The following is a 25,084-nucleotide window of genomic DNA, read 5'->3' on the forward strand; positions in this document are numbered from 1 at the left end:
GGAACCGTCCGGCCCGCGAGGAGCGTGTTGGACGGTGACCTGATCACGGGAGACGAGGAGACGATGGTGGACACCTCAGGAGCCGGTCCGTCCCGGCGCGCGTTACTGGCACTCGGCACGGGGACCGTGCTGTTCACCGGCCTGGCCACGGCCGCCGGAGGGCGGGCGCACGCCGCCGGGCCCGAGGCCGCGGTGACCCGGCGGCTGGCGGAGCTGGAGCGGGAGCACTCCGCCCGGCTGGGCGTGTTCGCCCGCCACACGGGCACGGGCAGGACGGTGGTGTACCGCGCGGACGAGCGGTTCCCGATCTGTTCGGTCTTCAAGGGGCTCGCCGCCGCGGCCGTGCTGCGCGACCTCGACGAGGACGGCGAGTTCCTCGCCAAGCGGATCCACTACACGCAGGAGTACGTCAACAAGTCGGAGTTCGGCCCGGAGACCGGCAAGCCCGAGAACGTGGCCAACGGCATGACGGTCGAGGCCCTGTGCGCCGCTTCCGTCAGCCTGAGCGACAACGCCGCCGCCAACCTGCTCCTCGAAGAACTGGGCGGCCCCACGGCGATCACCCGTTTCAGCCGCTCGCTCGGGGACCGCGTCACCCGGCTGGACCGCTACGAACCCGAACTCAACTCGGCGGAACCGGGGCGGGTGACGGACACCACCAGCCCCCGGGCCATCGGCAAGACCTACGCGCGCCTGCTCCTCGGCGATGCGCTGGCGCCCCGGGACGGGCGGATGCTGACCGGCTGGCTGATCGCCAACACGACGAACACCGAACGGTTCAAGGCCGGCCTTCCCGCGGACTGGATCCTGGCGGACAAGACCGGTGGCGGGCACCAGTACGGGGTGGCCAACGACGTGGGCGCGGTGTGGCCGCCGGACGGCACTCCGATCGTGATGGCGGTCCTGACGACCAAGCCGGGCTCGCCGGCCGGTCCCAGGGACAGCGTGCTCGTCGCCAAGACCGCCCGGCTGCTGGCCTCGGCCCTCACCTGATCCGGCCCGAGGACTCCGGGCCCCGCCACGCCGACGCCGTGGCGGGGCCCGTCCTACGCCACCCCACGCCGCCTTACGCCGCCCACGCCGCCCAGCGCGCCAGCGCGTCGAAGTCCGCCCGGGTCAGCCCGATCCGCTCGTCGACGTACATCAGCAGGGCGTGCGCGGGGTGGCGCTGCTCGACGTACTCCCGGTCCATGGCCGTGATGTCGTCGTCGATCCAGGCGAAGGGCCGGCCGGCCGCGTACTCCAGGACGTACTGGGTCTTCCAGAAGGTCCCGCGCGGCGCGCGCCCGTGCATCACCGGCCAGTCGATGTACGGCAGCCTCGGCAGGCCCAGGTGCGGGCCTATCCAGTCGTTGGCCTCGTCCTTCCACGTGGTGGCCCAGACCAGTTCGTAGGCTTCCGCCAGCGCGAGCAGCTCCGCTCCGTGGCCGTGGTTCAGCCAGACCCGCAGGGGCTTGGCGCTCTCGGCCCCCGTCCAGCCCGTCGGGCGCATCCGGTGGGTGGTGTAGCCCTCGGGGCGGCGCTGGGGCTTGGCCGCGTAGGGGTTCAGCGGTCCGTCGACGTCGATCAGCAGCAGCGGTTTCGTCGGCTTCATCTCGGCAGGATTCCTCTCCGGGTGGCGCTCGGCAGCCCGTTTTCCGTTCGAATGAGACGTGGTCGTCTCATTCGGGGTATGCTTGTCTCATGGCCATGGATCGTGACCAGGTGCTCCGCGACGCGGCGGCCCTGCTCTCCCGCAAATCGACCGCCACGATGGACGAGGTCGCCCGCGCCGCCGGCATCGGCCGCGCGACCCTCCACCGGCACTTCGCCGGGCGCGACGCCCTCGTACGGGCCCTCGAAGAACTCGGCATCCGCGAGTTCGAGGTGGCCTTCGACAACGCCCGGCTCGAAGAGGGCACGGCGGTCGAGGCGCTGAAGCGGCTTGTCGCCGAGGCGGAGCCGAACGCCCCGCTGCTGGCCTTCCTCGTCACCGAGAACCAGCTCTTCGAGGGCGACCAGGTCCACGAGGGCTGGTCCCGGCTCGACGCCCGGGTCGGCGCGCTCTTCCGGCGCGGCCAGAACGAGGGCGACATCCGGATCGACCTGAGCCCCGCCTGGCTCACCGAGGCCCTCTACGGCCTCATCGGCACCTGCGCCTGGGCCGTCATGGACGGCCGGGTCGCCGCCAAGGACTTCCAGTACATGATCACCGAGCTGCTGCTCGGTGGCGCAAGACGGAGCGTGGAGTGATGAGCCGTACCGAAGAGCTGAACCGGCTGAAGGCGACGGAGGCCAAGAGCCCCGGGCGCTGGCTGGCGCTCTCCGTGCTCGTCCTGGCCGTTCTGCTGGTCGCGGTGGACGCCACCGTGCTCGGTCTCGCCACCCCGGCCCTCAGCGAGGACCTCAAACCGTCCGGCACCCAGCTGCTGTGGATCGGCGACATCTACTCCTTCGTCATCGCCGGCCTGCTCGTCTCCATGGGCTCCCTCGGCGACCGCATCGGCCGCAAGAAGCTGCTCCTCGTCGGCGCCACCGCGTTCGGCGCCGTCTCGGTCCTGAACGCCTACGCGACCAGCCCCGAGATGATGATCGTCGCCCGGGCCCTGCTCGGCGTGGCCGGCGCGACCCTGATGCCGTCCACCCTCGCGCTGATCCGAAACATCTTCCACGACGCCAAGGAGCGCAGCCTCGCCATCGGCATCTGGGGCGCCACCGCCTCGGCCGGCGCGGCCGTCGGACCCGTCGTCGGCGGAGCCCTGCTCCAGCACTTCTGGTGGGGTTCGGTCTTCCTCATCAACCTGCCCGTCATGGCCGCGCTGGTCCTCGTCGGCATCAAGCTGCTGCCCGAGTCCAAGAACCCCGTCGCTGGCCCCTGGGACCTGTTCAGCGTCGCCCTCTCCCTGGTCGGCGTCATCGGTGTGGTCTACGCCGTCAAGGAAGTCGCCACCCACGGCCTGACCTGGGGCGTCTGGGCCGCAGCCGTACTCGGCGGGGGATGCCTGTACGCCTTCGTCCGCCGCCAGTTCAGCCTGCCGTCCCCGCTGCTCGACATGCGGCTCTTCAAGCACCGCGGCTTCTCCGGCGCGGTCCTCGCCGACCTGCTCACCGTCTTCGGCCTCTCCGGGCTGGTCTTCTTCCTCTCCCAGTTCCTCCAGCTCGTCCAGGGCCGCGATCCTCTGGAGGCCGGCCTGGCCGAACTGCCCGCCGCCATCGGCGCGGTGGTCACCGGACTCGTCGCGGGCCGGTACGCCCGCAGGTACTCCGTGCGGTCGGTCGTCGCCGGCGGCCTCGCCGCCATCGGCCTGGCCCTGGCCGTGCTCACCCTGATCCACAAGGAGACCGCCTACCCGCTGCTCGGCGCCTCCCTGCTCATCGTCGGCCTCGGCGCCGGGTTCTCCTTCACCGTCACCGCCGACGTGATCCTCTCCAGCGTCCCCAAGGAGCAGGCCGGTTCGGCCTCGGCCGTCTCCGAGACGGCGTACGAACTCGGCGCCGCCCTCGGCATCGCCCTGCTCGGCTCCGTCGTCACCGGCGTCTACCAGGGCTTCACCGCCCCCGCCTCGGTCCCCGCGCCCGTCGCGGACGCCGCGCACGAATCCCTCGGCGGGGCCGTGGAGGCCGCCAAGGCGCTGGATCCGCACACCGCCGGGCAGATGGTGGGCGCGGCCCAGGAGGCCTTCGTGGACGGGCTGCGGCTGGCCTCCGGCGTCGGTGCGGCCGTCCTGCTGGCCACCGCCGCGGCCGCCTGGTTCCTGCTCAGGGGACAGCGGCTCCAGGACGGCATCGAGCACTGACGTCCCGCCAGGAGGCGGTGTCCCGCCAGGAGTTGACAGCTCGCGGAACCGCGGGACACCATCCCGGCGATGGAGACAAACGATCTTACCCCGGCGGAACGCCGCGTCTGGGAGGCCTTCCCGCGCGGGGAAGGCGTCGACTTCCGGGAAAGTCCCGACGAGGATGCGGCCGACGGCGCCTCCTGGGGACCGGAGCGCACCGTGCGCGCCGGGGTGCTCATGGCGCTGCTGCTGAGCGGACCCAGCGTGGCCGGCCAAGTCGCCGGCCTCAAGATCAAGGGCGCGAAGGTCACCGGGAAACTGGACCTCAAGTACGCCGCGATCGACGTCCCGATGCGGATGCGCGGCTGCTGGTTCGAACGCAAACCAGGGCTCTACGGGGCACGGTTACGCGCACTCGTCCTCACCGATTCGTCCTTGCCGGGCCTGACCGCGTCCACCGTCCGCGTCGAGGTCGTGCTGCGGATGTCCTGCTGCCGGATCAGCGGCCCGGTGCGCCTCGCGGGGGCCCAGATATCAGGCGGTCTCTTCCTCCAGGACGCCGTGATCGGCCCGGTCGAGGGCGAACTGGCCGGCGAAGCGCCGCTCCAGCTCAACCACGCCACCATCGGCACCGACATCATCGCCTTCGGGCTGACCGTACACGGCCAGACCCGCGTCAACGGCGCGGTCGTCGGAGGCCAGATCAACCTCGACGGCGCCCGTCTCCACGCCCCCGGCGGCACCGCCCTGCACGGCGAGAACCTCACCGTCGGCACCGACCTGCGGGCCGAGCGGATGGAAGCCCAGGGCCTGGTCAACCTCTCCGGCTCGCGGATCCCGGGCCGCCTCAACCTCGTCCGCGCCACCCTCACCAGCCCCGGCGCACTGGCGCTGCGCGCCACCAGCTGTGCGATCGGCGAGGTGTGGCTGCCGCCCTGCGGCCAGGTCCAGGGCGTGGTGAACCTGCGGCGCTCCCAGTTCGACCTGCTGCACATGCTGTCCTGCGACTGGCCGGACCAGCTCCGCATCGACGGCACGGTCTACCGCGCCCTCGGCCCGCACCTGCCCGCCGAGGAGCGGCTGCCCGTCCTGGAGCAGGGGGAGTCGGGCTATCTGCCGTTCACCTACGAACAGCTCGCGGCGTCCTACCGTACGGCGGGCGACGAGGCCGCCGCCCGGACCGTACAGCTCGCCAAGCTGCGCCGGCACCGCCGCACCCTGCCCCGGCCCGCCCGGGTGTGGGGGAAGCTCCAGGACGTCACCGTCGGATACGGCTTCCGGCCGCTGCGGGCGCTCGGCTGGCTGCTGGCCCTGCTGCTGACCGGGGCGATCGCGTACGGGATGGATCCGCCGCGGCCCCTGAAGCCGGGCGAGGCCCCGGACTTCAATCCGGTGTTCTACACGATCGACCTGCTGGTGCCGATCATCAGCTTCGGCCAGGAGTCCGCCTACGCGCCGAGCGGCTGGCACCAGTGGCTGTCGTACCTGCTGATCGTGACCGGCTGGATCCTCGCCACCACGACGGCGGCGGGTGTCAGCCGGTCCCTCCAGCGGCAGTAGCGGGTCAGGCCGCCTTGGCCTTGGTGGCGTACATGTCGACGTACTCCTGGCCCGAGAGGCGCATGACCTCGGCCATCACCGAGTCGGTGACGGCGCGCAGCACGTAGCGGTCGCGGTCCATGCCCTCGTAGCGGGAGAACTCCATCGGCTCGCCGAAGCGGACGGTGACCCGGCCCGGGCGCGGCATGCCCGCGCCGCCGGGCTGGAGCTTGTCGGTGCCGATCATCGCGAACGGGATCACCGGGGCGCCCGTCATCAGGGTCAGGCGGGCGATGCCGGTGCGGCCGCGGTAGAGCCGGCCGTCGGGGGAGCGGGTGCCCTCGGGGTAGATGCCGAAGATCTTGCCCTCTTCGAGGATCCGGCGGCCGGTCATCAGGGCCGCGACCCCGCCGTTGGCCCCGTCCCGGTCCACGGGGATCATTCCCGAGCCCGTGAAGAACCACGCCATCAGACGGCCCTTGAGCCCCTTGCCCGTCACGTACTCGTCCTTGCCGATGAAGTGGACCGTACGGTCGCAGACCAGCGGGAGGATCATGGAGTCGATGAAGGTGAGGTGGTTGCCCGCCAGGATCACCGGCCCGCTGCCCGGAATGTTCTCGATGCCCTCTACGCGGGTGCGGAACATCATGCGCATGACCGGTCCGACAGTGGCTTTGATGAGCGCGGTACGGAACAACGTGAGCCCTCCGGCATCGAAAAGCGGGTTTTGCACTACACCGGTAGTGCAGGTGAGGACGATACTCGCGGGTCAGGTCTGATCGCACATCGGGTTCACGTGTCGGATACGCAGTGTTGACGTGTGTTTCCGCCATGTTCCCCGTCGTCTCACGTACCGGACACGGGCAGGGGCCTACGATCACCACGCCGAATCGGGGCCGCGAGACGCCGGGACATCCGAGATCCCAGGGTCCCTGACCCCTTCAGAATGAGGAGTGGCACTCATGACGCAGGGTGGGGCAGCACGGCGCACGGTCCTGGGGGCGGCCGCCTTGGCGGCGGGCGCGGGCATCGCCGGACTCTCGGCGGGATCCGCCTCGGCGGCGGAGAGCGGGCGCGGGGGAGGCGGGTTCCGGGACCTCCCCGTCCCGACGGTGATCGGCCACCGCGGCGCCAGCGGATACCGGCCGGAGCACACCCTCGGCTCCTACCAGCTCGCGCTCGACCTCGGCGCCGACGTCATCGAACAGGACCTGGTCCCGACCCGGGACGGCCATCTGGTGTGCCGCCACGAGAACGAGATCGGCGGGACCACCGACGTCGCCGACCACCCCGAGTTCGCCTCCCGGCGCACCACCAAATCGATCGACGGGGTCTCCGTCACCGGCTGGTTCACCGAGGACTTCACCCTTGCCGAGCTGAAGACCCTGCGCGCGAAGGAACGTATCCCCGCCGTCCGGCAGCGGAACACCCTCTACGACGGCCAGTGGGCTGTGCCCACCTTCGAAGAGGTCCTGCGCTGGGCCAACCGGGAGAGTCGCCGGCGCGACAAGCAGGTCTGGCTGCACGTGGAGACCAAGCACCCCAGCTACTTCCGCGCCTTGGGCCTCGGCCTGGAAGAGCCCCTCGCCAAGCTCCTGCGCCGCTACGGACGCGACCGCCGCGACTCGGCCGTCTTCCTCCAGTCCTTCGAACCCTCCAGCATGCAGCGGCTCGCCCGGCTGGTCTCCGTTCCGCGCGTGGTCCTGCTCTCCGCCGCGAACACCCGCCCCTGGGACTTCGAACAGGCCAAGGACCCGCGTACGGTCGCGGACCTGGTCACGCCCGAGGGCCTGAAGTGGATCGCCGGCTTCGCCCAGGGCATCGGCCCGACGATGGACCTGGTCATCCCGCGCGACGCCGCGGGCCGGCTCGGTACGCCGACCACGCTGGTGAAGGACGCCCACGCCCGCGGGCTGGTGCTGCACCCCTACACCGCGCGCAACGAGAACAGCTTCCTGCCCGCCGACTTCCGCAAGGGCACGGATCCGGCCGCGTACGGCGACGCCTTCGCAGCCTTCCGCACCTACTTCGAACAGGGCATCGACGGCATCTTCACCGACAACCCGGACACCGGACTGCTCGCGGCGGAGGCCTTCCGTCCGGGCCGTCGCCCCGTCAACCCGTAGCGGGTGGCCCGTCGTACAGGTGTCCGGAGCCCGGTGGAGAAACCGCCGGGCACGGCCCCCGCGTCCCGCCCGGCATGGACCTGCTGAAGGACCCCGACCTCGTGAACGAACTGGGCCCGCTGCTCTCCGCCGAGGCGGCCGCGGAGGCCCCGGGCGCCGGAGTGGACGCGGCCGACCTGGAACAAGCCGTCTGGGTCAGGCTGCTGGAAGGCCACGGGCGCACCCCCGACGCCGCCGACCCGGCGGAGCCCGCCCGCTGGCTGCGGCGGGCGGTGCGCGCCGAGGCCCGCCTCGCCCGGCGCCTCGCCCGCCGGGAGGTGGCCTACGACCACCGCCATCCCTCCGCGGACGGCCAGCGTCGGCCCGGCGCCGCCCACGGAGGCGGCGCCGCCGAACCGGAGGACGCCCTCCTGCACGGTGAGGAGAAGCGGGCGCTGCGGTCGGCGGTCGCCCGGTTGCCGGGACGCTGCCCGGAGCTGATGAAGGCACTTCTTTCGCCCAGAGACCTCACTTACCGTGAAATCGCAGGAGAGTTGGGTATCTCACAAGGAAGTTTGGGGCCCGTCCGTTCCCGTTGCCTGGGATGTCTGCGCAGAATGCTGGCTGCAGAGGTTGCAGCTCCTGGCCTGCGGGGAAAGGAGCGGTAGACCAACGGGCCACCAGGTGAGCGGGAGGCATGCGCACATGGGCATGAGCGTGACCATTTCGGCGGCGGCTGCCGAGGACGCTGAGCAGATCTTCAAACTGCAGTACCTGGCGTTCCAGCGCGAGGCCGAGCTGTACGGCAACTACCTGATCCAGCCGCTCACCCAGTCCCTGGACTCCCTCAAGGCGGAGCTCGCGACGGACACCGTGCTCGTGGCCCGCCTCGGCGACGAGGTCGTGGGCACCGTGCGCGGCAGCGTCGACGAGGACGGCACCGGCAAGATCGCCAAGCTCTGCGTCCACCCGCGCCTCCAGGGTCACGGACTCGGCGCCCGGCTGCTGCGCGCCGTCGAGGAAGCCCTCGCGGGGCACGCCGAGACCACCCGCTTCCGCCTGCACACCGGGCACAAGAGCGAGTCCAACCTGAGGCTGTACCGGAAGGCGGGCTACACGAAGGTCGGTGGCCGCACGGCCTCCGACGGCGTGCAGCTGGTGATCCTGGAGAAGGACGCCAAGGACCCGACCGAGTTCGCCGTCAGCGCGTAACGCCCGGCGCCCGGCGCGTGCGTCCCGCGTTCAGCGCTTGGCGCGCAGCCAGATCATCCCGGTGATCGGAAGGATCACCGGGATGAACAGGTAGCCCATCCCGAACTCGGACCACACGGTCGCGTCGGGGAAGGCCTCGGGGCGCAGCAGGGTCCAGGTGCCCACGACCAGTACGCCGGTCAGCTCGGCGGCGCAGCAGAACAGCGCCGCCTTGCGGGCCCGCTCCCCGCCGCGCACCAGCGAGTACGTGATGAAGGCGTAGGCCAGCGCGGCCGCCGCGGACAGCCCGTACGCCAGCGGCGCCCGGCCGAACTCGGTGGAGATCTGGTAGGCGGAGCGTGACACCGCACCCACCACCATCACCCCGTACAGCCAGACCAGCAGCAGCCCGGGACCCGAGACCAGCCGCTTGCGCCCGGCGGGAGTCGCGGAAGTGTCGGTCGTCGTGTCAGGCACCGGTCGTTCCCCAGATGTCGTAGAGCCGCACTTCGAGGACCGCGAGGACGACGGCGGCCGCGGCCACCGTCGCCGAGCCCCACTTGGTCCGCTCGGTCAGCGAGAGCAGCGCGGCACCCGGGATCGCCACGAGGGCGCCCAGCAGGTAGGCCACGAAGATCACCGTGCCCTCGTCGGGCTTCCCGCCCTGGGCCAGCTTGACCACCCCGACCACCAGCTGGGCCAGCACCAGCAGCGTCACCACGGCCATGCCGATGAAGTGCCAGTCCTTGGTCGGCTGGTCCCGCCAGGTGGCATGGCCGCACCAGGCGGCGAGGGCGAGTGCGGCCACGCCGATGGCGACCGTCAGGGCATCGAGCATGCTGCGAGGGTATTACGGGCCGAAAGACCCGATGCGCGCACCCCTGGCTCTCCTGTCGGCGGCCTGCGTGCGAACCGTGGTCTTGACCACAGCGCACCCCTCGGCCGGGCTCGCCGCGGATGTGGTCGTACGGCACTCCCGGCCGTGTCCGTGCAGGTCACCGACACCGGTCCGGTGATCGGGAGGGACGGCTGACGGGGTACCGGAGGCGTCCGGAATACGGTCGCTATGTGTCCGATATACGGACAGCATTGATCGGTGAGGGACCTGGTCTGCTTTACTTGGGCCCATGACCACGACGAGCAGCCGCACCCTTGCGACCGAGGCGACGATGACGCCCGGTGCTCGTTGTATGTGTCGAATGTGCGCCTTCTGAGGGCCCCTTTCCATGCGCCTCGCGCCCCGAAGCGAGACCTTGCCGAGCCTCTCCGTCACCAGCTGCCCAGCGGTGCGGACCTGCTCCTGCCCCGCGCACGCGTCGCCGTCGTCACCGAACCCGTTCCGCACGGCATGACGGCTGTGACCCGTACCGCGTCCCCAGATGTTTGCCCCGTGCCCGGCACCCGCTGCGCCGTGCACTCGACAGCGACGGAAATCCTGTGATCACCACATCGGGCCTCACGAAGGTCTACCAGTCCCGTGGCCGCGAGGTCACCGCCCTGGACGGCGTCGATCTCCACGTCCGCGAGGGCGAGGTCTACGGAGTCATCGGCCAGAGCGGCGCCGGCAAGTCCTCCCTGATCCGCTGCGTGAACCTGCTGGAGCGCCCCACCACCGGCACCGTGACCGTCGACGGAGTCGACCTCACCGCCCTCGCCGGCCGAGGCCGGCGCGCCGGCAAGGAGCTCCGCGAGGCCCGCAGCCGAATCGGCATGGTCTTCCAGCACTTCAACCTGCTGTCCTCGCGCACCGTCCAGAGCAACATCGAGCTGCCTCTGGAGATCCTCGGGGTCTCCGGACGTGAACGCTCCCGCAAGGCCCTGGAACTCCTGGACCTCGTAGGCCTCGCCGACAAGGCCAAGGCCTACCCCGCCCAGCTCTCCGGCGGCCAGAAGCAGCGCGTCGGCATCGCCCGCGCCCTGGCCGGCGACCCCAAGGTGCTGCTCTCCGACGAGGCCACCAGCGCCCTGGACCCCGAGACCACCCGCTCCATCCTCCAACTGCTGCGCGACCTGAACCAGCAGCTCGGCCTGACCGTCCTGCTCATCACGCACGAGATGGACGTGGTCAAGTCCGTCTGCGACTCGGCCGCGCTGATGAAGAACGGCCGGATCATCGAGGCCGGTACGGTCGCCGAACTGCTCGCCACCCCCGGCTCGGAGCTCGCCGGCGAGCTCTTCCCGGTCAGCGGCTCCGCCACCGGCCCCGACCACACGGTCCTCGACGTCACCTTCCACGGGGACGCCGCCACCCAGCCGGTCATCTCCCAGCTGTCGCGGACGTACAACATCGACATCTCGATCCTCGGCGCCGCCATGGACACCGTCGCGGGCAAGCAGATCGGCCGGATGCGCATCGAGCTTCCCGGCCGCTACGAGGAGAACGTCGTCCCCGTCGGCTTCCTGCGCGAGCAGGGCCTCCAGGTCGACGTCGTCGACGGCGCGGACCCCGCCGACCTCGTCGACGACATCGACACCGAAATCGCCGCGCTGGTCAAGGATGGTGCCAAGTGACCTGGTCCGAGATGCAGCCCCTGCTCAGCCAGGGCACCTACGACACCCTCTACATGGTGCTGTGGTCCACCCTGGTGACCGTCCTCGGCGGACTGCCCATCGGCATCCTGCTGGTCCTCACCGACAAGGGCGGCCTGCTGCAGAACCAGCCGCTCAACAAGGTCCTCGGCGTGATCGTGAACATAGGCCGCTCGCTGCCGTTCATCATCCTGCTGATCTTCCTGATCCCGGTCACCACCGCGGTCGTCGGCACCTTCATCGGCCCCACCGCCATGATCGTCCCGCTCGCGATCGGCGCCATCCCCTTCTTCGCCCGGCTGGTCGAGACCGCCGTCCGCGAGGTGGACCACGGCCTGGTCGAGGCCGTCGAGTCCATGGGCGGCTCCGTCCCCACCCTCGTCGGCAAGGTGCTCCTCCCGCAGGCCCTGCCCTCCCTGGTCGCCGGCGTGACCACCACCGTCATCACCCTGGTCGGCTACTCCGCCATGGCCGGCGCCGTCGGCGGCGAAGGACTCGGCTCCAAGGCCATCACCTACGGCTTCCAGCGCTTCGAGACCGGCTTCATGGTCGCCACCGTCGTGGTCCTCGTCGTGATCGTCACGGTGATCCAGCTGATCGGCGACGGCGTGGTCCGCCTCCTCGCCCGCCGCGGCCGGACCGCCTGAACCGGCCCGGCCGGCCTTCCTCCAAATTTCCCCAGATTTCCCCACCAGCAGAGCCCGCACTTGTCGTGCTTGGGCCACCACCAGCAAGTCTCAGGGACTTGTTCAGCAAGAAAGGCACTCTTCGTGCGTAAGAACATCAAGCTCACCGCCCTCGCCGCCACCGCGTCCGCGCTCGTCCTCGGCCTCAGCGCCTGCGGCAGCTCCTCGGACCCGTCCTCCGCCAAGGCCGACGGCGGCAAGGCCGACGAGAGCAAGCCGCTGGTCATCGCGGCCTCCCCGAGCCCGCACGCCGACATCCTGAACTTCGTCAAGGACAAGCTCGCGGCGAAGGAGGGCCTCAAGCTCGAGGTCAAGGAGTTCACGGACTACGTCCTGCCGAACACCGCGACCCAGCAGGGCCAGGTCGACGCCAACTACTTCCAGCACAAGCCGTACCTCGACGACTTCAACAAGAAGAACGGCACCACCATCGTGCCCGTCGTGAACGTGCACCTGGAGCCCCTCGGCCTCTACTCCAAGAAGGTCAAGGCCCTCACCGACATCAAGGCCGGCCAGACCATCGCCGTCCCCAACGACACCACCAACGAGGGCCGCGCGCTCCAGCTGCTGGCCGCGAACAACCTGATCACCCTCAAGGAAGGCGTCGGCACCAGCGCCAAGCTGTCCGACATCACCGACAAGAAGGGCCTGGAGTTCAAGGAGCTGGAGGCCGCCACGGTCCCGCGCGCCCTGAACGACGTGGACGCCGCCGTCATCAACGGCAATTACGCCCTCGAGGCCAAGCTCTCGCCCGCCAAGGACGCGCTGATCCTGGAGAAGGCCGAGGGCAACCCCTACGCCAACTTCCTCGCGGTCAAGGACGGCAACCAGGACGACCCGCGGATCCAGAAGCTCGCCAAGCTCCTGAACTCCGACGACGTCAAGAAGTTCATCGAGGAGAAGTACCAGGGCTCGGTCACCGCGGCCTTCGGCACCCCCGCCTCCTGAGCCACCGGACCCGCCCCCCGCGGGTCCACCGGCCCTCGCACGACCCTCCGTACGGCCCCGCACGCCCCCGTCGGCGCGCGGGGCCGCGCTCTGCCCGCTTCCGGGCAACCCGGCCATGCACATCCCGCGGCCGATGCTGCATGCTGTGGCCTACGACCCGCAGGGACGGCCCCGCACGAACGGTCCCGCACCACGGTCGCCTCGCATCACGGTCGCACCACGGTCCCAGGCTTGGAGCTGCGCATGACTACCACCTTCCCGGACGTCACCATCAGCACGGACCGGCTGGTGCTGCGCCCCTTCGAGGAGGAGGACGTCACCGCGCTCACCGAGATGATGAACGACGAGCACGTCACCGCCTGGACCAGCGCCCCCCACCCCTACACCCACGCCCACGCCCACCGCTGGGTCACCCGGGGGGCCCACGCCGAACGCACCGAGGGCCGCGGCATCGTCTTCGCCGTCAACGAGTTCCTCACCCAGCGCCTCGTCGGAGTCGTCCACCTCCAGAACACCAACTGGCGCACCCGCTCCACCGAGGCCGCCTACGTCACCGCCCCCTGGGCCCGCGGCGAGGGCTACGCCAGCGAGTCCGTACTCGCCGTTGCCCGGTGGCTCTTCCGCGACCAGGGCTTCGAACGCCTCGAACTGCGCACCGCCGCCGACAACACCGCCTCCCAGCAGGTGGCCCAGAAGATCGGCTGCATCAGCGAAGGCGTGCTGCGCAACGCGTGGATAGTGCGCGCCCAGACGCCCGACGGCACCTGGACCGACACCCGTACCGACCTCATCGTCTGGAGCCTCGTCCCCGAGGACCTCGAAGACGGCCCCGGCTACGACGGCTACGACGACTACGAGGACGAGTACTCCTACGGACAGCGGGCCGACGCGAACGGCTACGCCGTCGGCGCCGACCGGAACTGAACCGATGACCAGGTAGTCTCACCGTGCCCCCCTGACGAAGCCCCGCCTGCCCCCACCCCAGGAGACTGACGACGATGGCCGACCGGGTCACGGTGATCGGCTGGGACGGCTCACCCCTGACCGCGGCCGCCCGGTCCGCACTCTCCGCCGCCACCCTGGTGGCCGGCGCGGCCCACCACCTCGCGCTCCCCGAAGTCCCGCCCACCGCCGAACGCATCCGCCTCGGCAGCCTGGGCCTCGCCGCCCGCCGCATCGCCGGCCACCGCGGCACCGCCGTCGTCCTCGCCGACGGGGACCCCGGCTTCTTCGGCGTCGTACGCACCCTGCGCGCCCCCGAACACGGCCTCGAGGTCGAAGTCGTCCCCGCCGTCTCCTCCGTGGCCGCCGCCTTCGCCCGCGCCGGAATGCCCTGGGACGACGCCCAGGTCGTCGTCGCCCACCCCCGCACCCTGCGCCGAGCCGTCAACGTCTGCCGCGCCCACAGCAAGGTCGCCGTCCTCACCTCACCCGGCGCCGGCCCCGCCGAACTCGCCCTGCTCCTCGACGGAGTCCACCGCACCTTCGTCATCTGCGAGGAACTCGGCACCGACCGGGAACAGGTGAGCGTCCTCACCTCCGACAAGGCAGCCGACCACAGCTGGCGCGACCCGAACGTCGTCATCGTCATCGGCGGTGGCGGACAGACCGCCACCGCCGACGCGGGCTGGCTGCTCGGACAGGGCCCGGCCCACGCGGCCGGACGCGGCTGGGCGAGGCCGCGCCCCGACCCGGGCGGCGAGGGCGAGGCCGCGCACCTGCGCGCCGCACAGCTCGCCCGGCTCGGCCCCCGCACCGGCGACCTCGTCTGGGACATCGGCTCCGGCTCCGGCGCGTTCGCCGTGGACGCCGCGGCCTTCGGTGCCGCCGTCATCGCGGTGGACGCCGACGCGCACGCCTGCGAACGGGTAACGGCCGCCGCCCGCAAGCGCGGAGTGCAGCTCCAGGTCGTCGCCGGCCGCGCCCCGCACGTACTGGAGAACCTGCCCGAGCCCGACGTCGTACGCGTCGCCGGCGGGGGAGCCGAGGTCGTCGCCGCCGTCGCCGACCGCCGCCCCGAACGGATCGTCAGCCACGCCTCCACGCGCGACGAGGCGGAGGCCATCGGCCGCGCCCTCACCGAACACGGGTACGCCGTCGAGTGCGCCCTGCTCCAGTCCGTGGACCTCGACACCCGCACCTGGGCCGAACAGGACCGTTCCGTCGTGTTCCTGCTGGCCGCCGAACGCCCCCTGACCCGCTGATACGAGGGCCGGGGTAGGCTGGCCGATCGTCGTACCGCCGCGGACGTTTCGGGCATCGCGACACCGCCGGGCCGTGCGACGTGGCGCAGTCCACAGCAGACCGTGTCGGTAATGGCCGCCACGGTGGCTGACGGGCGCGACAATGCTTAGTGGTTGTCGTGCGGGCGCATGCGAGGCGAAGGCGCTTCACGGCAACCCCGCACGGCAACTCCGCTCGGCGGCCTCGTGGGCGCCGGGCGATCGAAGAGGCAACACCGATGGGCGAGGGGTACGCATGACTGACACCGGCCAGGTCCCGGGCGAGGGTCACCCGGACAACGCGGGCATGGTGGCTCAGCAGGGCATCCCCGCTCCCGTCCAGGTCCCGCCGCCGCTCCCGGCCGGCTACGCCTTCCAGGACCTCGTGGACGACCCGGCCGAGCCCGAGGACGAGGAACTGCTGCTGATGCCGAGCAGCCAGGGTGCCTGGAGCGACCCACAGATCGTCCCGCCCGCCCCCGTCTTCCCGGTCGAGCCCCCGCTGGGCGAGCTCCCGCACTACGCCGACGCGCCCTACGGCGCCGAGTCCGCGTACCCCGAGGCCCCGGCCGCGTACGCCGAACCCGCCGCGTTCGCCGAGCCCGCCGCCTTCCCCGGCTTCCCGCAGCAGGCCTTCCCCGACGTCTCCTACACGGCCGGCGCCCACGAGGCGGGCGGCCGTGACTCCGGCGCGCTCGACCTCGGTGGTCTGGTCGTCCCGCCGCAGGCGGCCCCGGCCGCGCCGACGGGCCCCGCGGCCGCCCAGCCCCGCCGCCCGCTGCACATGGGTCCGCCCGTGCCCGAGGCCACCGGCGGAGTCGTACGCTCCCTCGCGGACCGCGGTCCGGCCGCGGCTCCCGCAGCGGCTCCGGTCATGGCTCAGGGCATGGCTCCGGCTCAGGGCGCCACCGCCACCTCGGCGTTGAGCACCCCGGCGGAGCCGATCCCCCTCCGCCAGGCGGGGCCGCCCACCACCGGTCCCGAATACCTCGACATCCCGCGGGCCGAGGCCGCCGCGGCCGCCGCGCCCCAGCCGGGCGAGGTCCCGCCACAGGCCGGGGAACCGTGGGCGCCGGAGCCGTACTCCACCACCCCGGTGACCGGGCTCGAAGCCGGTCCCGTGGCCGCCGGGGCACCCGCGCCCGTGCCGTTCGCGGCCGGACCGGATCCGCTCCTGGTGCAGCCCGAGCCGGCCCTGGCGGAAGCCGTGGCCCAGGCCGCGCAGCCGGAGCCCGTCCAGCCGGAACCGGTCCAGGCCGAGCCTGTACCGGTCGAGCCCGTGCAGCCCGCGCAGGCGGAGCCGGTCCAGGCCGAGCCCGTGCATGCAGAGCCCGTGCCCGTGGTGGCCGAAGCCGTGCAGCCGGGACCCGAGGCGGCCGAGCCCTTCGCGCCGGTTCCCGCGGAGCCGGTGTTCGAGCAGCAGCCGCAGCCCGTGGCGGCCGAACCGGCCGAGGCCGCTCCCGCCGAACCGGCGCAGCCCGTGGCGGCCGAAGCCGCCGAGCCGGTGCCCGCCGAAGCGGAGCCCGAGGCGGTCGCCCCGGCCCCCGGGGAGGCCGAGCCCGCCCCCGTGGCGGCCGAAGCCGCCGAGCCCGTCGCGGCCGAGCCGGTGGAGGCCGGGCCGGTCGAAGCCCCGCCCGTGGCGGCCGAGCCGGTCGAGGCCGAGGCGCCCGCCGAAGCCCTGCCCGCCGCAGCGGCCGAAGCCGCTGAGCCGGTGCCCGCGCAGCCGGAGCCTCAGCCCGAGCAGCAGCCCGAGCCCCTCGTGGCCGAGCCCGAGCAGCCGGCCGCAGCGTCCGAAGCGGAAGCCGAAGCCGAAGCTGACGCCGACGCCGCCGAGCCGCTCCTCGCCGAGGCGGAGCCCGCAGCCGAGCCCCTCGCGGCCGAGGTGCCCGCCGAAGCCCTGCCCGAGGCGGCCGAGCAGACCGAGCCCGCCGCAGGCGACCCGGCCCCCGGCTACGCCGACGCCGAGCGCGAGGCCGTCCTGCGCGTCATGCGCGAGCGCCGTGACATCCGCAAGGGCTTCCGTACCGACCCCATCCCGCACGAGGTGCTGCTCCGCGTCCTGGAGGCGGCCCACACCGCCCCCAGCGTCGGCCATTCGCAGCCCTGGGACTTCGTCGTCATCCGATCGGCCGAGACCCGCCGCACGATGCACGAGCTCGCCCAGCGCCAGCGCGAGGCCTACGCCAAGTCGCTGCCCAAGGGACGGGCGAAGCAGTTCAAGGAACTCAAGATCGAGGCCATCCTCGACACCCCGGTGAACATCGTCGTCACCGCCGACCCCACCCGGGGCGGGCGCCACACCCTCGGCCGCCACACCCAGCCGCAGATGGCCCCGTACTCCTCGGCCCTCGCCGTGGAGAACCTCTGGCTCGCCGCCCGCGCCGAAGGCCTCGGCGTCGGCTGGGTCAGCTTCTTCGACGAGCGCGAGATGGTCCGCGAGCTCGGCCTGCCGGAGCACCTGGAGGTCGTCGCGTACCTGTGCGTCGGGTACGTCGACGAGTTCCCGGAGGAGCCCGAGCTCGCCCAGGCCGGCTGGTCGCAGCGCCGTCCGCTCGCCTGGGTGGTCCACGAGGAGACCTACGGCCGCCGCGCACTGCCCGGCGAGGAGCCGCACGACCTGCTCTCCGAGACGGTCGCCAGCATCCGCCCGCTCGACGCGAAGGCGCTCGGCGAGGCCTGGGAGCGGCAGAAGCGCATGACCAAGCCCGCCGGGGCCCTGGGCATGCTCGAGATCATCTCGGCCCAGCTCAGCGGCCTCTCCCGGGTCTGCCCGCCGCCGATCCCGGAGCCCGCCGCCGTCGCGATCTTCGCCGGTGACCACGGGGTGCACGCCCAGGGCGTCACGCCGTGGCCCCAGGAGGTCACCCTGCAGATGGTGGCCAACTTCCTGGGCGGCGGGGCGGTCTGCAACGCCTTCGCCAACCAGGTCGGAGCCGAGGTCTGCGTCATCGACGTGGGCGTCGCGGGCGACCTCCCGGCCACGCCGGGCCTCCTGCCCCGCAAGGTCCGCCCGGGCACGGCAGACCTCTCCACCGGTCCGGCGATGACCCGCGAGGAAGCGGTCCAGGCCATCGAGGTCGGCATCGAGACGGCCCGCGACCTGGTGGCGGCCGGCAACAAGGCCCTGCTCACCGGTGAGATGGGCATCGCGAACACCACGGTCTCCGCGGCCCTCATCTCGGTCTTCACCGGGGTCGACCCGGCGGAGGTCACCGGCCGCGGCACCGGCATCAACGATGAGACCCACGCCCGCAAGGTCGAGGTCGTACGCCGCGCCCTGGAACTCCACCAGCCGGACCCGGCGGACCCGATCGGCGTCCTCGCGGCCATCGGAGGCCTGGAGCACGCGGCGATCGTCGGGCTCCTCCTCGGCGGAGCCTCGCTCCGTACGCCGGTCATCCTGGACGGCGTCAGCGCCGGCGCGGCCGCGCTGGTGGCCCGCGCCATCGCCCCGGAGTCCCTGTCGGCGTGCATCGCGGGCCACCGCAGCGCGGAGCCGGGCCACGTGGCGGCCCTGAACAAGCTCGGCCTGCGCCCGCTGGTCGACCTGGATCTCCGCCTCGGCGAGGGCACGGGCGCGCTGCTGGCCCTCCCGCTCGTCCAGAGCGCGGCCCGCGCGATGCACGAGGTCGCCACCTTCGACGCCGCAGGCGTCACGGAGAAGTAGCCCGCCGTTGCCGGGGGCTCCGCCCCCGGACCCCCGCTCCTCAAACGCCGGCGAGGCTGGAACACTCAGCCCCTCCGGCGTTTGAGGAGCGGGGTCTGGGGCGGAGCCCCAGTTTCGGGAAGGGGCGGGTCGGGGAAGGCCGCCCGCAGGGCCCGCCCCGCGCCCCCGCCCGGCCCGCGCCGTATGGTGGACCCGCACAAGAACCCGCACGTCAACCCCGCCCTGCACACGCACACCGCCGCTCCAACGCCGCAGCGGCAAGCCAGAACGACGACCGCCGCACCAGGAGCCGCACCGCCATGGCTGAACACCCCGCGTACCCCGTCGGCCTCAGACTCGCCGGCCGCCGCGTCGTCGTCATCGGCGGTGGCCAGGTCGCCCAGCGGCGTCTGCCCGCGCTCATCGCGGCCGGCGCCGACGTCCTGCTCGTCTCGCCCTCCTCGACCCCCTCCGTGGACGCCATGGCCGAGACCGGTGAGATCCGCTGGGAGCGCCGCCGCTACGAGGACGGCGACCTCGCCGGTGCCTGGTACGCGCTCGTCGCCACCCGGGACCGCGAGGCCAACGACCGTGCCTCCGCCGAAGCCGAGCGCGAGCGGATCTGGTGCGTCCGGGCCGACGACGCCGAGGTCGCCACCGCCTGGACCCCGGCCACCGGCCGCGTGGAGGGCGTCACCGTCGCCGTGCTCAGCGGCAACGACCCCCGCCGCTCCGCCGCCGTCCGGGACGCTGTCGTCGAGGGGCTGCGCGACGGCTCCCTCACCGCGGCCCGCCCCCACACCCCCGGTGTCTCCCTCGTCGGTGGCGGCCCCGGCGACCCCGACCTCATCACCGTGCGCGGCCGCCGCCTCCTCGCCGAGGCCGACGTCGTCATCGCCGACCGGCTCGGCCCCCGCGACCTGCTCGACGAGCTCCCGCCGCACGTGGAGGTCATCGACGCGGCGAAGATCCCGTACGGCCGGTTCATGGCCCAGGAGGCCATCAACAACGCGCTGATCGAGCACGCCCAGGCGGGCAAGGCAGTGGTCCGGCTCAAGGGCGGGGACCCGTACGTCTTCGGCCGCGGCATGGAGGAGCTCCAGGCACTTGCCGAGGCCGGGATCCCCTGCACGGTCGTCCCCGGCATCTCCAGCTCCATCTCGGTGCCCGGAGCCGTCGGCATCCCCGTCACCCACCGCGGTGTGGCGCACGAGTTCACCGTGGTCAGCGGGCACGTCGGCCCCGACGACCCGCGGTCCCTCGTGGACTGGGCCTCCCTCGCCAAGCTCACCGGCACCCTGGTGATCCTGATGGGCGTCGACAAGATCGGCCTGATCGCCGAGGCCCTGGTCCGCCACGGCCGCGCCGCCGACACCCCGGTCGCGGTCGTCCAGGAGGGCACCACCGCCACCCAGCGCCGGGTGGACGCCACCCTGGCCACGGTCGGCGAGACGGTCCGCGCCGAGGAGGTCCGCCCGCCCGCGGTGATCGTCATCGGCGAGGTCGTCACGGTCAACACGACTTCCCCCACGACCAGCGCCTGACAGGCCGTTGGCACCACACCCAGGACAAGGCAGTATCACCCTGTGGCTGATCTCATCACCGTCGAGGACCCCGACGACCCGCGCCTGCGCGACTACACGGGCCTGACCGACGTCGAACTGCGGCGCCGGCGCGAGCCCGCCGAAGGCCTGTTCATCGCCGAGGGCGAGAAGGTCATCAGACGCGCCAAGGACGCCGGGTACGAGATGCGCTCCATGCTGCTCTCCGCCAAGTGGGTCGACGTCATGCGCGACGTCATCGACGAACTCCCGGCCCCCGTCTACGCAGTCACCCCGGAGCTCGCCGAACGCGTCACCGGCTACCACGTGCACCGCGGAGCCCTCGCCTCCATGCAGCGCAAGCCGCTGCCTACGGCCGAGGAACTGCTCGCCACCACCCGGCGCGTGGTCATCATGGAAGCGGTCAACGACCACACCAACATCGGGGCCATCTTCCGCAGCGCCGCCGCCCTCGGCATGGACGCGGTGCTGCTGTCGCCGGACTGCGCGGACCCGCTCTACCGCCGTTCCGTGAAGGTCTCGATGGGCGCGGTCTTCTCCGTCCCCTACGCACGCCTCGACGCCTGGCCCAAGGGGCTGGACTCGGTCCGTGAGGCGGGCTTCAAGCTGCTCGCCCTCACCCCGCACCAGAAGGCCTCGCCGATCGACGTGGCCGCGCCGCAGTCCCTGGAGCGGGTCGCGCTGATGCTCGGGGCCGAGGGCGACGGCCTGTCCACGCAGGCGCTGGTCGCCGCCGACGAGTGGGTACGGATCCCCATGGCGCACGGCGTGGACTCGCTGAACGTGGGCGCGGCCGCGGCCGTCGCCTTCTACGCGGTGGCCCAGGGCCGCGAAACCAGCTAGGGCCCGTAGGGCTCAGAGCTTCTGGGCCGCCGCGATGCCCAGCGCCACGATCAGCGTCACCACGACGAACACGATCAGCCGCTGCCTCATCAGCTTCGGGTCCGGCCGTGAGGGCCGCCGCCCCGTCCCCGTCGTACGAGGGGCCGGGCGGCCGCCCGTACGCCCTGCCGTCGGCCGGGACGACGGACCGCCCGGGTTGCGGGAGGACGAGGGACGCGAGTGCGGTCCGCTCTGCGGGCCTCCCTGGGCCCGCGGCGTGGCGGCTGCCCCGGGCCGCCGCTCCGTCTGCTGGTCCGCGTACAGGTCGGCCCCCTCCGGGAGCCGCCCGGTGGGCCGGTCCGCGCGGGCGCGCTGCGCCGGCGGGCGCCCGTCGGAGAGCCCCTGGGCCTCGCGGGCGGCGATCTCCTTCAGCCGCATCGACAGCTGGAGCGTGCTGGGCCGCTCCTCGGGGTCCTTGGCCAGGCAGGCGCGTACCAGGGGCGCCAGCGCGTCCGGGACCCCCACCAGGTGCGGCTCCTCGTGCACGACGCGGTACAGCATGACCTCGGAACTGCCGTGCCCGAAGGGGGAGTCGGCGGTCGCCGCGTAGGCGAGGGTGGCACCGAGGGCGAAGACGTCGGTGGCGGGGGTGACGATGGCGCCGCGCACCTGTTCGGGCGCCAGGAAGCCGGGGGAGCCCACGGCCGTACCCACGTGCGTCAGCGTGCTGGCCCCGGTGGCCCAGGCGATCCCGAAGTCGATGATGCGCGGACCCTTGGGGGACAGCAGGATGTTCGAGGGCTTGAGGTCGCGGTGGACGACCCCCGCCTCGTGCACGGCGACCAGCCCCTCGGAGAGCGCGGCGCCGATGGCGGCGATCTGAGCGGCCGTCAGCGGGCCTTCCTCGGCCACCTTGTCGTGCAGGGAGGGCCCGGGGACGTACTGGGTGGCGAACCAGGGCCGCTCGGCCTCCAGGTCCGCCGCCACCAGGCGGGCGGTGCACCCGCCCCGGATCCGCCGGGCCGCCGACACCTCGCGCGCGAACCGCGAACGGAACTCCTGGTCCTCGGCCAGATCCGGCCGGATGACCTTGAGGGCGACCCGCTGCCCGCGCCGGTCCGATCCCAGGTAGACCACGCCCATGCCGCCGGCGCCGAGCCGTCGGTGCAGTCTGAACGAGCCGACGACACGCGGGTCCTCGCGCCGGAGCCGCATCATCGCCATGTCCACCCCGCTGACCGGTCGTCCTGTTGACGTGGCACAGCTTACGGACGATCCGCCATGCGCGCTCAGAGGCCGCGCCCTCGCCGGGGGATTCGATTGTCAGTGCGGGGCAGCCCTCTTGAGGGATCCTCAAGTGCCCGGGCCGATACTGGCGAGGGGTGGGTGGATGTTCCCAAACACCCCTCGCCGCACGGTCATTGACACTTCCGCATGCTCTGTTCGCGGGGTGGGTGAGGGCCGTACGGCCGCAGGGCCCGGATCGATCTTGCGGGTGGACCGCACGAAGACACGCATGAACAGGGAGTGACGGAAGTGAGTGAAGTCACTACCCTCCGGTCATCCCCTCCGGGAAGACCCCGACGGCGGGGGACCGGTCTCCACCCAGGGGAGTACACGGAAGGGGCCCCCTCATCCTCATGGAGGCCCGCCAATGGGTACGAGGGCATGAGGCCAGGGACCGTCCACGCGCCTAGTGTTGAAGACAAGCGGCGGGTGGAGCACTCGTCCCCCGAGGTCACAAACCCGCCGCTGCCAAACGACAGGGAGAGGACCATGGCGGACATCGCACGGCAGGGACGCAAGGCATTCGCGTTCAACGGCCATGAGTCCGGCACGCGCCACCCGCTGGTGGCCGCGGCCATGGTGCTCCCCCTGGCCGCCGTCCTGCTGTTCCTCTTCGGAGGCTTCGAGCAGGTGGCGGCACAGGCGTCGTCCGTGGGCGCGATGCTGGGGCGCTGAGCGGCGCTCCGGATCCGGGAGAGCGGCCCGGATCGGACATCGGCCTGTCAGCCCCGTGGGGACGGGGGTGCGGCGGACGGCAGGTGAAGGGTGCTGCCCGTACGACTGGGGAGTCGGACGGGCAGCACCCTTTTCTTCGTGCCCGCACGCGGCGGCGTACGATCCCCGGACGCCGCGGACGTTCCCGTCCCGCCGTCCGAACCGGGGGTTCCATGACCGCCGCCTCCCTGCCCGAGGCCCTCGCCGCCCGCGCGGCTCCGTCGCCCGGGACACGGGAGCCGTACACGGTGCTCGCCGACCGGGCGGACGGGACCGTGGTGCGCTGCGGGGAGACCGTGGCCAAGGCCCATGCCGCGGACGCCGACCGCGACGCCCTGGCGGTACGGATGCGGATCGCCGGGCACGAGTCACTGGCCGGGGTGCTCCTGCCCCCGCTGCGCACCGGGGCCGGGTACCTCCGGGACCGGCCCGTGTCCCTGTGGCCCTACGGAGCCCCGGTGGACCCCGAGCGCCCCGAGGACGCCCCGTGGGAGGCCGTGGCCCGGCTGCTGGCGGCCCTGCACCGGATCCCGCCCGGCCGCCTCCCCGGACCGGTCCCGCCGATGCGGGGCCCGGCGAAGGTGGCGCGCGCCCTGGCCCGCCTGGCATGGGCCGTGCCGGGGCCGGGGCCGACTCCTGGACCGGGGTCGGCGCAGACGCCGGGTCAGGCACAGGCGCCGGGCCAGGCGCAGGCACCGGTACCGGCCCAGGCGCCGGTTCGCGCGTCCGGGGCGGAGCCCGGGAGCCTTCCGTCGCCCCGGGCCGCCGAGGCCGTACGGGCCGCCGCACGCACCCTGCCCGCCTGGGCGCGGGGCGAGGCGGAGCCGCCGCCCGGCGGCGCGCTCTGCCACGGGGACCTGCACCTCGGACAACTGGTGCGGTATCCCGCCCCGGACGGGCCCTGGCTGCTCATCGACGTCGACGACCTCGGCCTCGGCGCCCCCGCCTGGGACCTCGCCCGCCCGGCCGCCTGGTACGCGTCCGGGCTGCTCGACACCGGGACCTGGCTGCGTTTCCTGGACGCGTACCGCGCGGCCGGGGGACCGGCGGCCGGTCCGCCGGGCCGCGACCCGTGGCCGGAACTGGACCTCGCCGCCCGCGCGCTCACCGTGCAGACGGCGGCCCTGGCGCTGTCCAAGGCGGCGGAGGCGGGGCGCCGACTGGACGACGTGGAGCGGCTGATGGTGGACGCATGTGCCCGAATTGCGGGCCTCCCGGCCGACTTGAACTCGGGGCCCCCGTCGTAGGGTGAGTCCTCCGCCACCGGGCATGCATCCGATGGCGACGTCCACGGCGAGGAGTTGATCCGGTCATGCAGTGTCCGAAGTGTCACGCGGCGATGCACACGTACAACCGCAACGGTGTCCAGATAGAGCAGTGCAGCGGCTGCCGCGGCATCTTCCTGGACTACGGCGAGCTGGAGGCGCTGACCCGCCTGGAGTCCCAGTTCACGGCCCAGCAGTACGGTCAGGTGCCTCCGCCGGCCGCGCCCCCGGCCCCCTATCCGGCCCCGCACGCGGCCCCGGCTCCCGCCTGGGGCGCCCCGCACCACGGCGGCCACGGCCATCACGGTCACCACCGCGGAGGCTTCGGCCGGATGCTCTTCTCCTCCTGACGCGTGAGCGGTCCGCGTACGACAGAAGCCCCGGCCGTCGAGACGGCCGGGGCTTCCGGGTGGTGCGCGATACTGGGATTGAACCAGTGACCTCTTCCGTGTCAGGGAAGCGCTCTCCCGCTGAGCTAATCGCGCGGGCTCCACGGCTGTAAAGCCGCAGGTCAAGCAGGTGATACAGAGTACTGCGTGCGCGATACTGGGATTGAACCAGTGACCTCTTCCGTGTCAGGGAAGCGCTCTCCCGCTGAGCTAATCGCGCGGGGATCCTTGCGGATCAGTGGACGATACTGGGATTGAACCAGTGACCTCTTCCGTGTCAGGGAAGCGCTCTCCCGCTGAGCTAATCGTCCTTGGAGGTGGAGACGGGATTTGAACCCGTGTAGACGGCTTTGCAGGCCGTTGCCTCGCCTCTCGGCCACTCCACCATGGAGCTGCAGGGGTTCTCGGGAAGAAATCCCCC

General features: G+C 72.4%; 23 protein-coding genes and 4 tRNA genes. 18 read left to right on the forward strand and 9 right to left on the reverse strand.

Annotated features, from left to right (window positions below; all coding sequences use genetic code 11):
• Nucleotides 1-63 precede the first annotated feature (63 nt).
• Nucleotides 64-993 (forward strand): class A beta-lactamase, encoded by a 930-nt coding sequence (gene bla / locus OG447_RS18200; protein WP_266938932.1) that lies wholly within the window; start codon nucleotides 64-66, stop codon nucleotides 991-993.
• 73 nt (nucleotides 994-1,066) lie between these two features.
• Here the strand turns inward: bla and OG447_RS18205 are convergent, their stop codons facing one another.
• Nucleotides 1,067-1,594, reverse strand: coding sequence for an HAD domain-containing protein (locus tag OG447_RS18205; RefSeq protein ID WP_266937812.1), 528 nt, complete (start codon nucleotides 1,592-1,594; stop codon nucleotides 1,067-1,069).
• A gap of 89 nt (nucleotides 1,595-1,683) precedes the next feature.
• Between OG447_RS18205 and OG447_RS18210 the strand changes: the two genes are divergently transcribed.
• The 3 genes from OG447_RS18210 to OG447_RS18220 all read left to right on the forward strand — a co-directional run bounded on the left by OG447_RS18210 (nucleotide 1,684) and on the right by OG447_RS18220 (nucleotide 5,318).
• Nucleotides 1,684-2,232: a TetR/AcrR family transcriptional regulator gene (locus OG447_RS18210; protein WP_266937814.1), complete on the forward strand. Its 549-nt coding sequence runs from the start codon at nucleotides 1,684-1,686 to the stop codon at nucleotides 2,230-2,232.
• Nucleotides 2,232-3,776, forward strand: a complete 1,545-nt coding sequence (locus tag OG447_RS18215) for an MFS transporter (RefSeq protein WP_266937815.1) — start codon at nucleotides 2,232-2,234, stop codon at nucleotides 3,774-3,776. Before OG447_RS18210 ends, OG447_RS18215 begins: the two co-directional genes overlap by 1 nt.
• A 69-nt stretch (nucleotides 3,777-3,845) precedes the next feature.
• Nucleotides 3,846-5,318, forward strand: coding sequence for a membrane-associated oxidoreductase (locus OG447_RS18220; RefSeq protein ID WP_266937817.1), 1,473 nt, complete (start codon nucleotides 3,846-3,848; stop codon nucleotides 5,316-5,318).
• A 4-nt stretch (nucleotides 5,319-5,322) separates the two neighbouring features.
• Here the strand turns inward: OG447_RS18220 and OG447_RS18225 are convergent, their stop codons facing one another.
• A complete protein-coding gene (locus OG447_RS18225; RefSeq protein ID WP_266937818.1) occupies nucleotides 5,323-5,952 on the reverse strand; it encodes a 1-acyl-sn-glycerol-3-phosphate acyltransferase in 630 nt (209 codons plus the stop codon).
• A gap of 307 nt (nucleotides 5,953-6,259) precedes the next feature.
• Here OG447_RS18225 and OG447_RS18230 point away from each other — a divergent pair, with 307 nt between their 5' ends.
• From OG447_RS18230 to OG447_RS18240, 3 genes are all read left to right on the forward strand, one after another.
• On the forward strand, nucleotides 6,260-7,423 hold the full coding sequence (locus tag OG447_RS18230; protein WP_266937819.1) for a glycerophosphodiester phosphodiesterase: 1,164 nt from the start codon (nucleotides 6,260-6,262) through the stop codon (nucleotides 7,421-7,423).
• 74 nt (nucleotides 7,424-7,497) lie between these two features.
• On the forward strand, nucleotides 7,498-8,070 hold the full coding sequence (locus OG447_RS18235; protein ID WP_266937820.1) for a sigma-70 family RNA polymerase sigma factor: 573 nt from the start codon (nucleotides 7,498-7,500) through the stop codon (nucleotides 8,068-8,070).
• A gap of 37 nt (nucleotides 8,071-8,107) precedes the next feature.
• Nucleotides 8,108-8,614: a GNAT family N-acetyltransferase gene (locus OG447_RS18240; protein ID WP_266937821.1), complete on the forward strand. Its 507-nt coding sequence runs from the start codon at nucleotides 8,108-8,110 to the stop codon at nucleotides 8,612-8,614.
• 30 nt (nucleotides 8,615-8,644) lie between these two features.
• Here OG447_RS18240 and OG447_RS18245 read toward each other — a convergent pair whose 3' ends face one another.
• Together OG447_RS18245 and OG447_RS18250 are read right to left on the reverse strand one after the other, a co-directional pair.
• Nucleotides 8,645-9,070, reverse strand: coding sequence for a hypothetical protein (locus tag OG447_RS18245; protein ID WP_266937823.1), 426 nt, complete (start codon nucleotides 9,068-9,070; stop codon nucleotides 8,645-8,647).
• The gene (locus OG447_RS18250; RefSeq protein ID WP_266937825.1) at nucleotides 9,063-9,431 is read right to left on the reverse strand and encodes a hypothetical protein; all 369 of its coding nucleotides are present in this window, start codon (nucleotides 9,429-9,431) and stop codon (nucleotides 9,063-9,065) included. The genes OG447_RS18245 and OG447_RS18250 overlap by 8 nt, the downstream gene beginning before the upstream one ends.
• A gap of 599 nt (nucleotides 9,432-10,030) precedes the next feature.
• Between OG447_RS18250 and OG447_RS18255 the strand changes: the two genes are divergently transcribed.
• The 8 genes from OG447_RS18255 to OG447_RS18290 all read left to right on the forward strand — a co-directional run bounded on the left by OG447_RS18255 (nucleotide 10,031) and on the right by OG447_RS18290 (nucleotide 21,029).
• Nucleotides 10,031-11,104: a methionine ABC transporter ATP-binding protein gene (locus OG447_RS18255; RefSeq protein ID WP_266937827.1), complete on the forward strand. Its 1,074-nt coding sequence runs from the start codon at nucleotides 10,031-10,033 to the stop codon at nucleotides 11,102-11,104.
• Nucleotides 11,101-11,769 carry a methionine ABC transporter permease gene (locus tag OG447_RS18260; RefSeq protein ID WP_266937828.1) on the forward strand — a complete coding sequence of 223 codons (669 nt, stop codon included), beginning with the start codon at nucleotides 11,101-11,103 and terminating at the stop codon, nucleotides 11,767-11,769. The genes OG447_RS18255 and OG447_RS18260 overlap by 4 nt, the downstream gene beginning before the upstream one ends.
• A 123-nt stretch (nucleotides 11,770-11,892) precedes the next feature.
• Nucleotides 11,893-12,756, forward strand: coding sequence for a MetQ/NlpA family ABC transporter substrate-binding protein (locus OG447_RS18265; RefSeq protein WP_266937829.1), 864 nt, complete (start codon nucleotides 11,893-11,895; stop codon nucleotides 12,754-12,756).
• Nucleotides 12,757-12,999: 243 nt separating this feature from the next.
• Nucleotides 13,000-13,680 carry a GNAT family N-acetyltransferase gene (locus OG447_RS18270; protein ID WP_266937831.1) on the forward strand — a complete coding sequence of 227 codons (681 nt, stop codon included), beginning with the start codon at nucleotides 13,000-13,002 and terminating at the stop codon, nucleotides 13,678-13,680.
• Nucleotides 13,681-13,754: 74 nt separating this feature from the next.
• The gene (gene cbiE / locus OG447_RS18275) at nucleotides 13,755-14,960 is read left to right on the forward strand and encodes a precorrin-6y C5,15-methyltransferase (decarboxylating) subunit CbiE (RefSeq protein ID WP_266937833.1); all 1,206 of its coding nucleotides are present in this window, start codon (nucleotides 13,755-13,757) and stop codon (nucleotides 14,958-14,960) included.
• 274 nt (nucleotides 14,961-15,234) lie between these two features.
• Nucleotides 15,235-18,645: a nicotinate-nucleotide--dimethylbenzimidazole phosphoribosyltransferase gene (gene cobT / locus OG447_RS18280; RefSeq protein ID WP_266937834.1), complete on the forward strand. Its 3,411-nt coding sequence runs from the start codon at nucleotides 15,235-15,237 to the stop codon at nucleotides 18,643-18,645.
• Between the two features lie 299 nt (nucleotides 18,646-18,944).
• Nucleotides 18,945-20,168, forward strand: coding sequence for a uroporphyrinogen-III C-methyltransferase (gene cobA / locus OG447_RS18285; protein ID WP_266937835.1), 1,224 nt, complete (start codon nucleotides 18,945-18,947; stop codon nucleotides 20,166-20,168).
• 42 nt (nucleotides 20,169-20,210) lie between these two features.
• On the forward strand, nucleotides 20,211-21,029 hold the full coding sequence (locus OG447_RS18290; RefSeq protein ID WP_266937837.1) for an RNA methyltransferase: 819 nt from the start codon (nucleotides 20,211-20,213) through the stop codon (nucleotides 21,027-21,029).
• A gap of 12 nt (nucleotides 21,030-21,041) precedes the next feature.
• Here the strand turns inward: OG447_RS18290 and OG447_RS18295 are convergent, their stop codons facing one another.
• On the reverse strand, nucleotides 21,042-22,232 hold the full coding sequence (locus OG447_RS18295) for a serine/threonine-protein kinase (RefSeq protein ID WP_266937838.1): 1,191 nt from the start codon (nucleotides 22,230-22,232) through the stop codon (nucleotides 21,042-21,044).
• A gap of 552 nt (nucleotides 22,233-22,784) precedes the next feature.
• On the opposite strand from OG447_RS18295, the gene OG447_RS18300 reads away from it, so the two are divergent.
• The 3 genes from OG447_RS18300 to OG447_RS18310 all read left to right on the forward strand — a co-directional run bounded on the left by OG447_RS18300 (nucleotide 22,785) and on the right by OG447_RS18310 (nucleotide 24,624).
• On the forward strand, nucleotides 22,785-22,970 hold the full coding sequence (locus OG447_RS18300; RefSeq protein WP_266937839.1) for a hypothetical protein: 186 nt from the start codon (nucleotides 22,785-22,787) through the stop codon (nucleotides 22,968-22,970).
• A gap of 212 nt (nucleotides 22,971-23,182) precedes the next feature.
• Complete coding sequence (locus OG447_RS18305) at nucleotides 23,183-24,256, forward strand: phosphotransferase family protein (RefSeq protein WP_266937840.1); 1,074 nt, start codon at nucleotides 23,183-23,185, stop codon at nucleotides 24,254-24,256.
• Between the two features lie 65 nt (nucleotides 24,257-24,321).
• Entirely contained in the window at nucleotides 24,322-24,624 is a 303-nt protein-coding gene (locus tag OG447_RS18310) for a zf-TFIIB domain-containing protein (protein ID WP_266937842.1), read from the forward strand.
• Nucleotides 24,625-24,684: 60 nt separating this feature from the next.
• On the opposite strand, the gene OG447_RS18315 is transcribed toward OG447_RS18310, so the two are convergent.
• The 4 genes from OG447_RS18315 to OG447_RS18330 form a co-directional block, all read right to left on the reverse strand.
• A tRNA-Val gene (locus OG447_RS18315) sits at nucleotides 24,685-24,759 on the reverse strand.
• Between the two features lie 52 nt (nucleotides 24,760-24,811).
• Nucleotides 24,812-24,883, reverse strand: a tRNA-Val gene (locus tag OG447_RS18320).
• Between the two features lie 19 nt (nucleotides 24,884-24,902).
• Nucleotides 24,903-24,974, reverse strand: a tRNA-Val gene (locus OG447_RS18325).
• A gap of 1 nt (nucleotide 24,975) precedes the next feature.
• Nucleotides 24,976-25,049: transfer RNA gene (locus OG447_RS18330), tRNA-Cys, on the reverse strand.
• Nucleotides 25,050-25,084 lie beyond the last annotated feature (35 nt).

It is taken from the genome of Streptomyces sp. NBC_01408 (assembly GCF_026340255.1).
Taxonomy (GTDB): Bacteria; Actinomycetota; Actinomycetes; order Streptomycetales; family Streptomycetaceae; genus Streptomyces.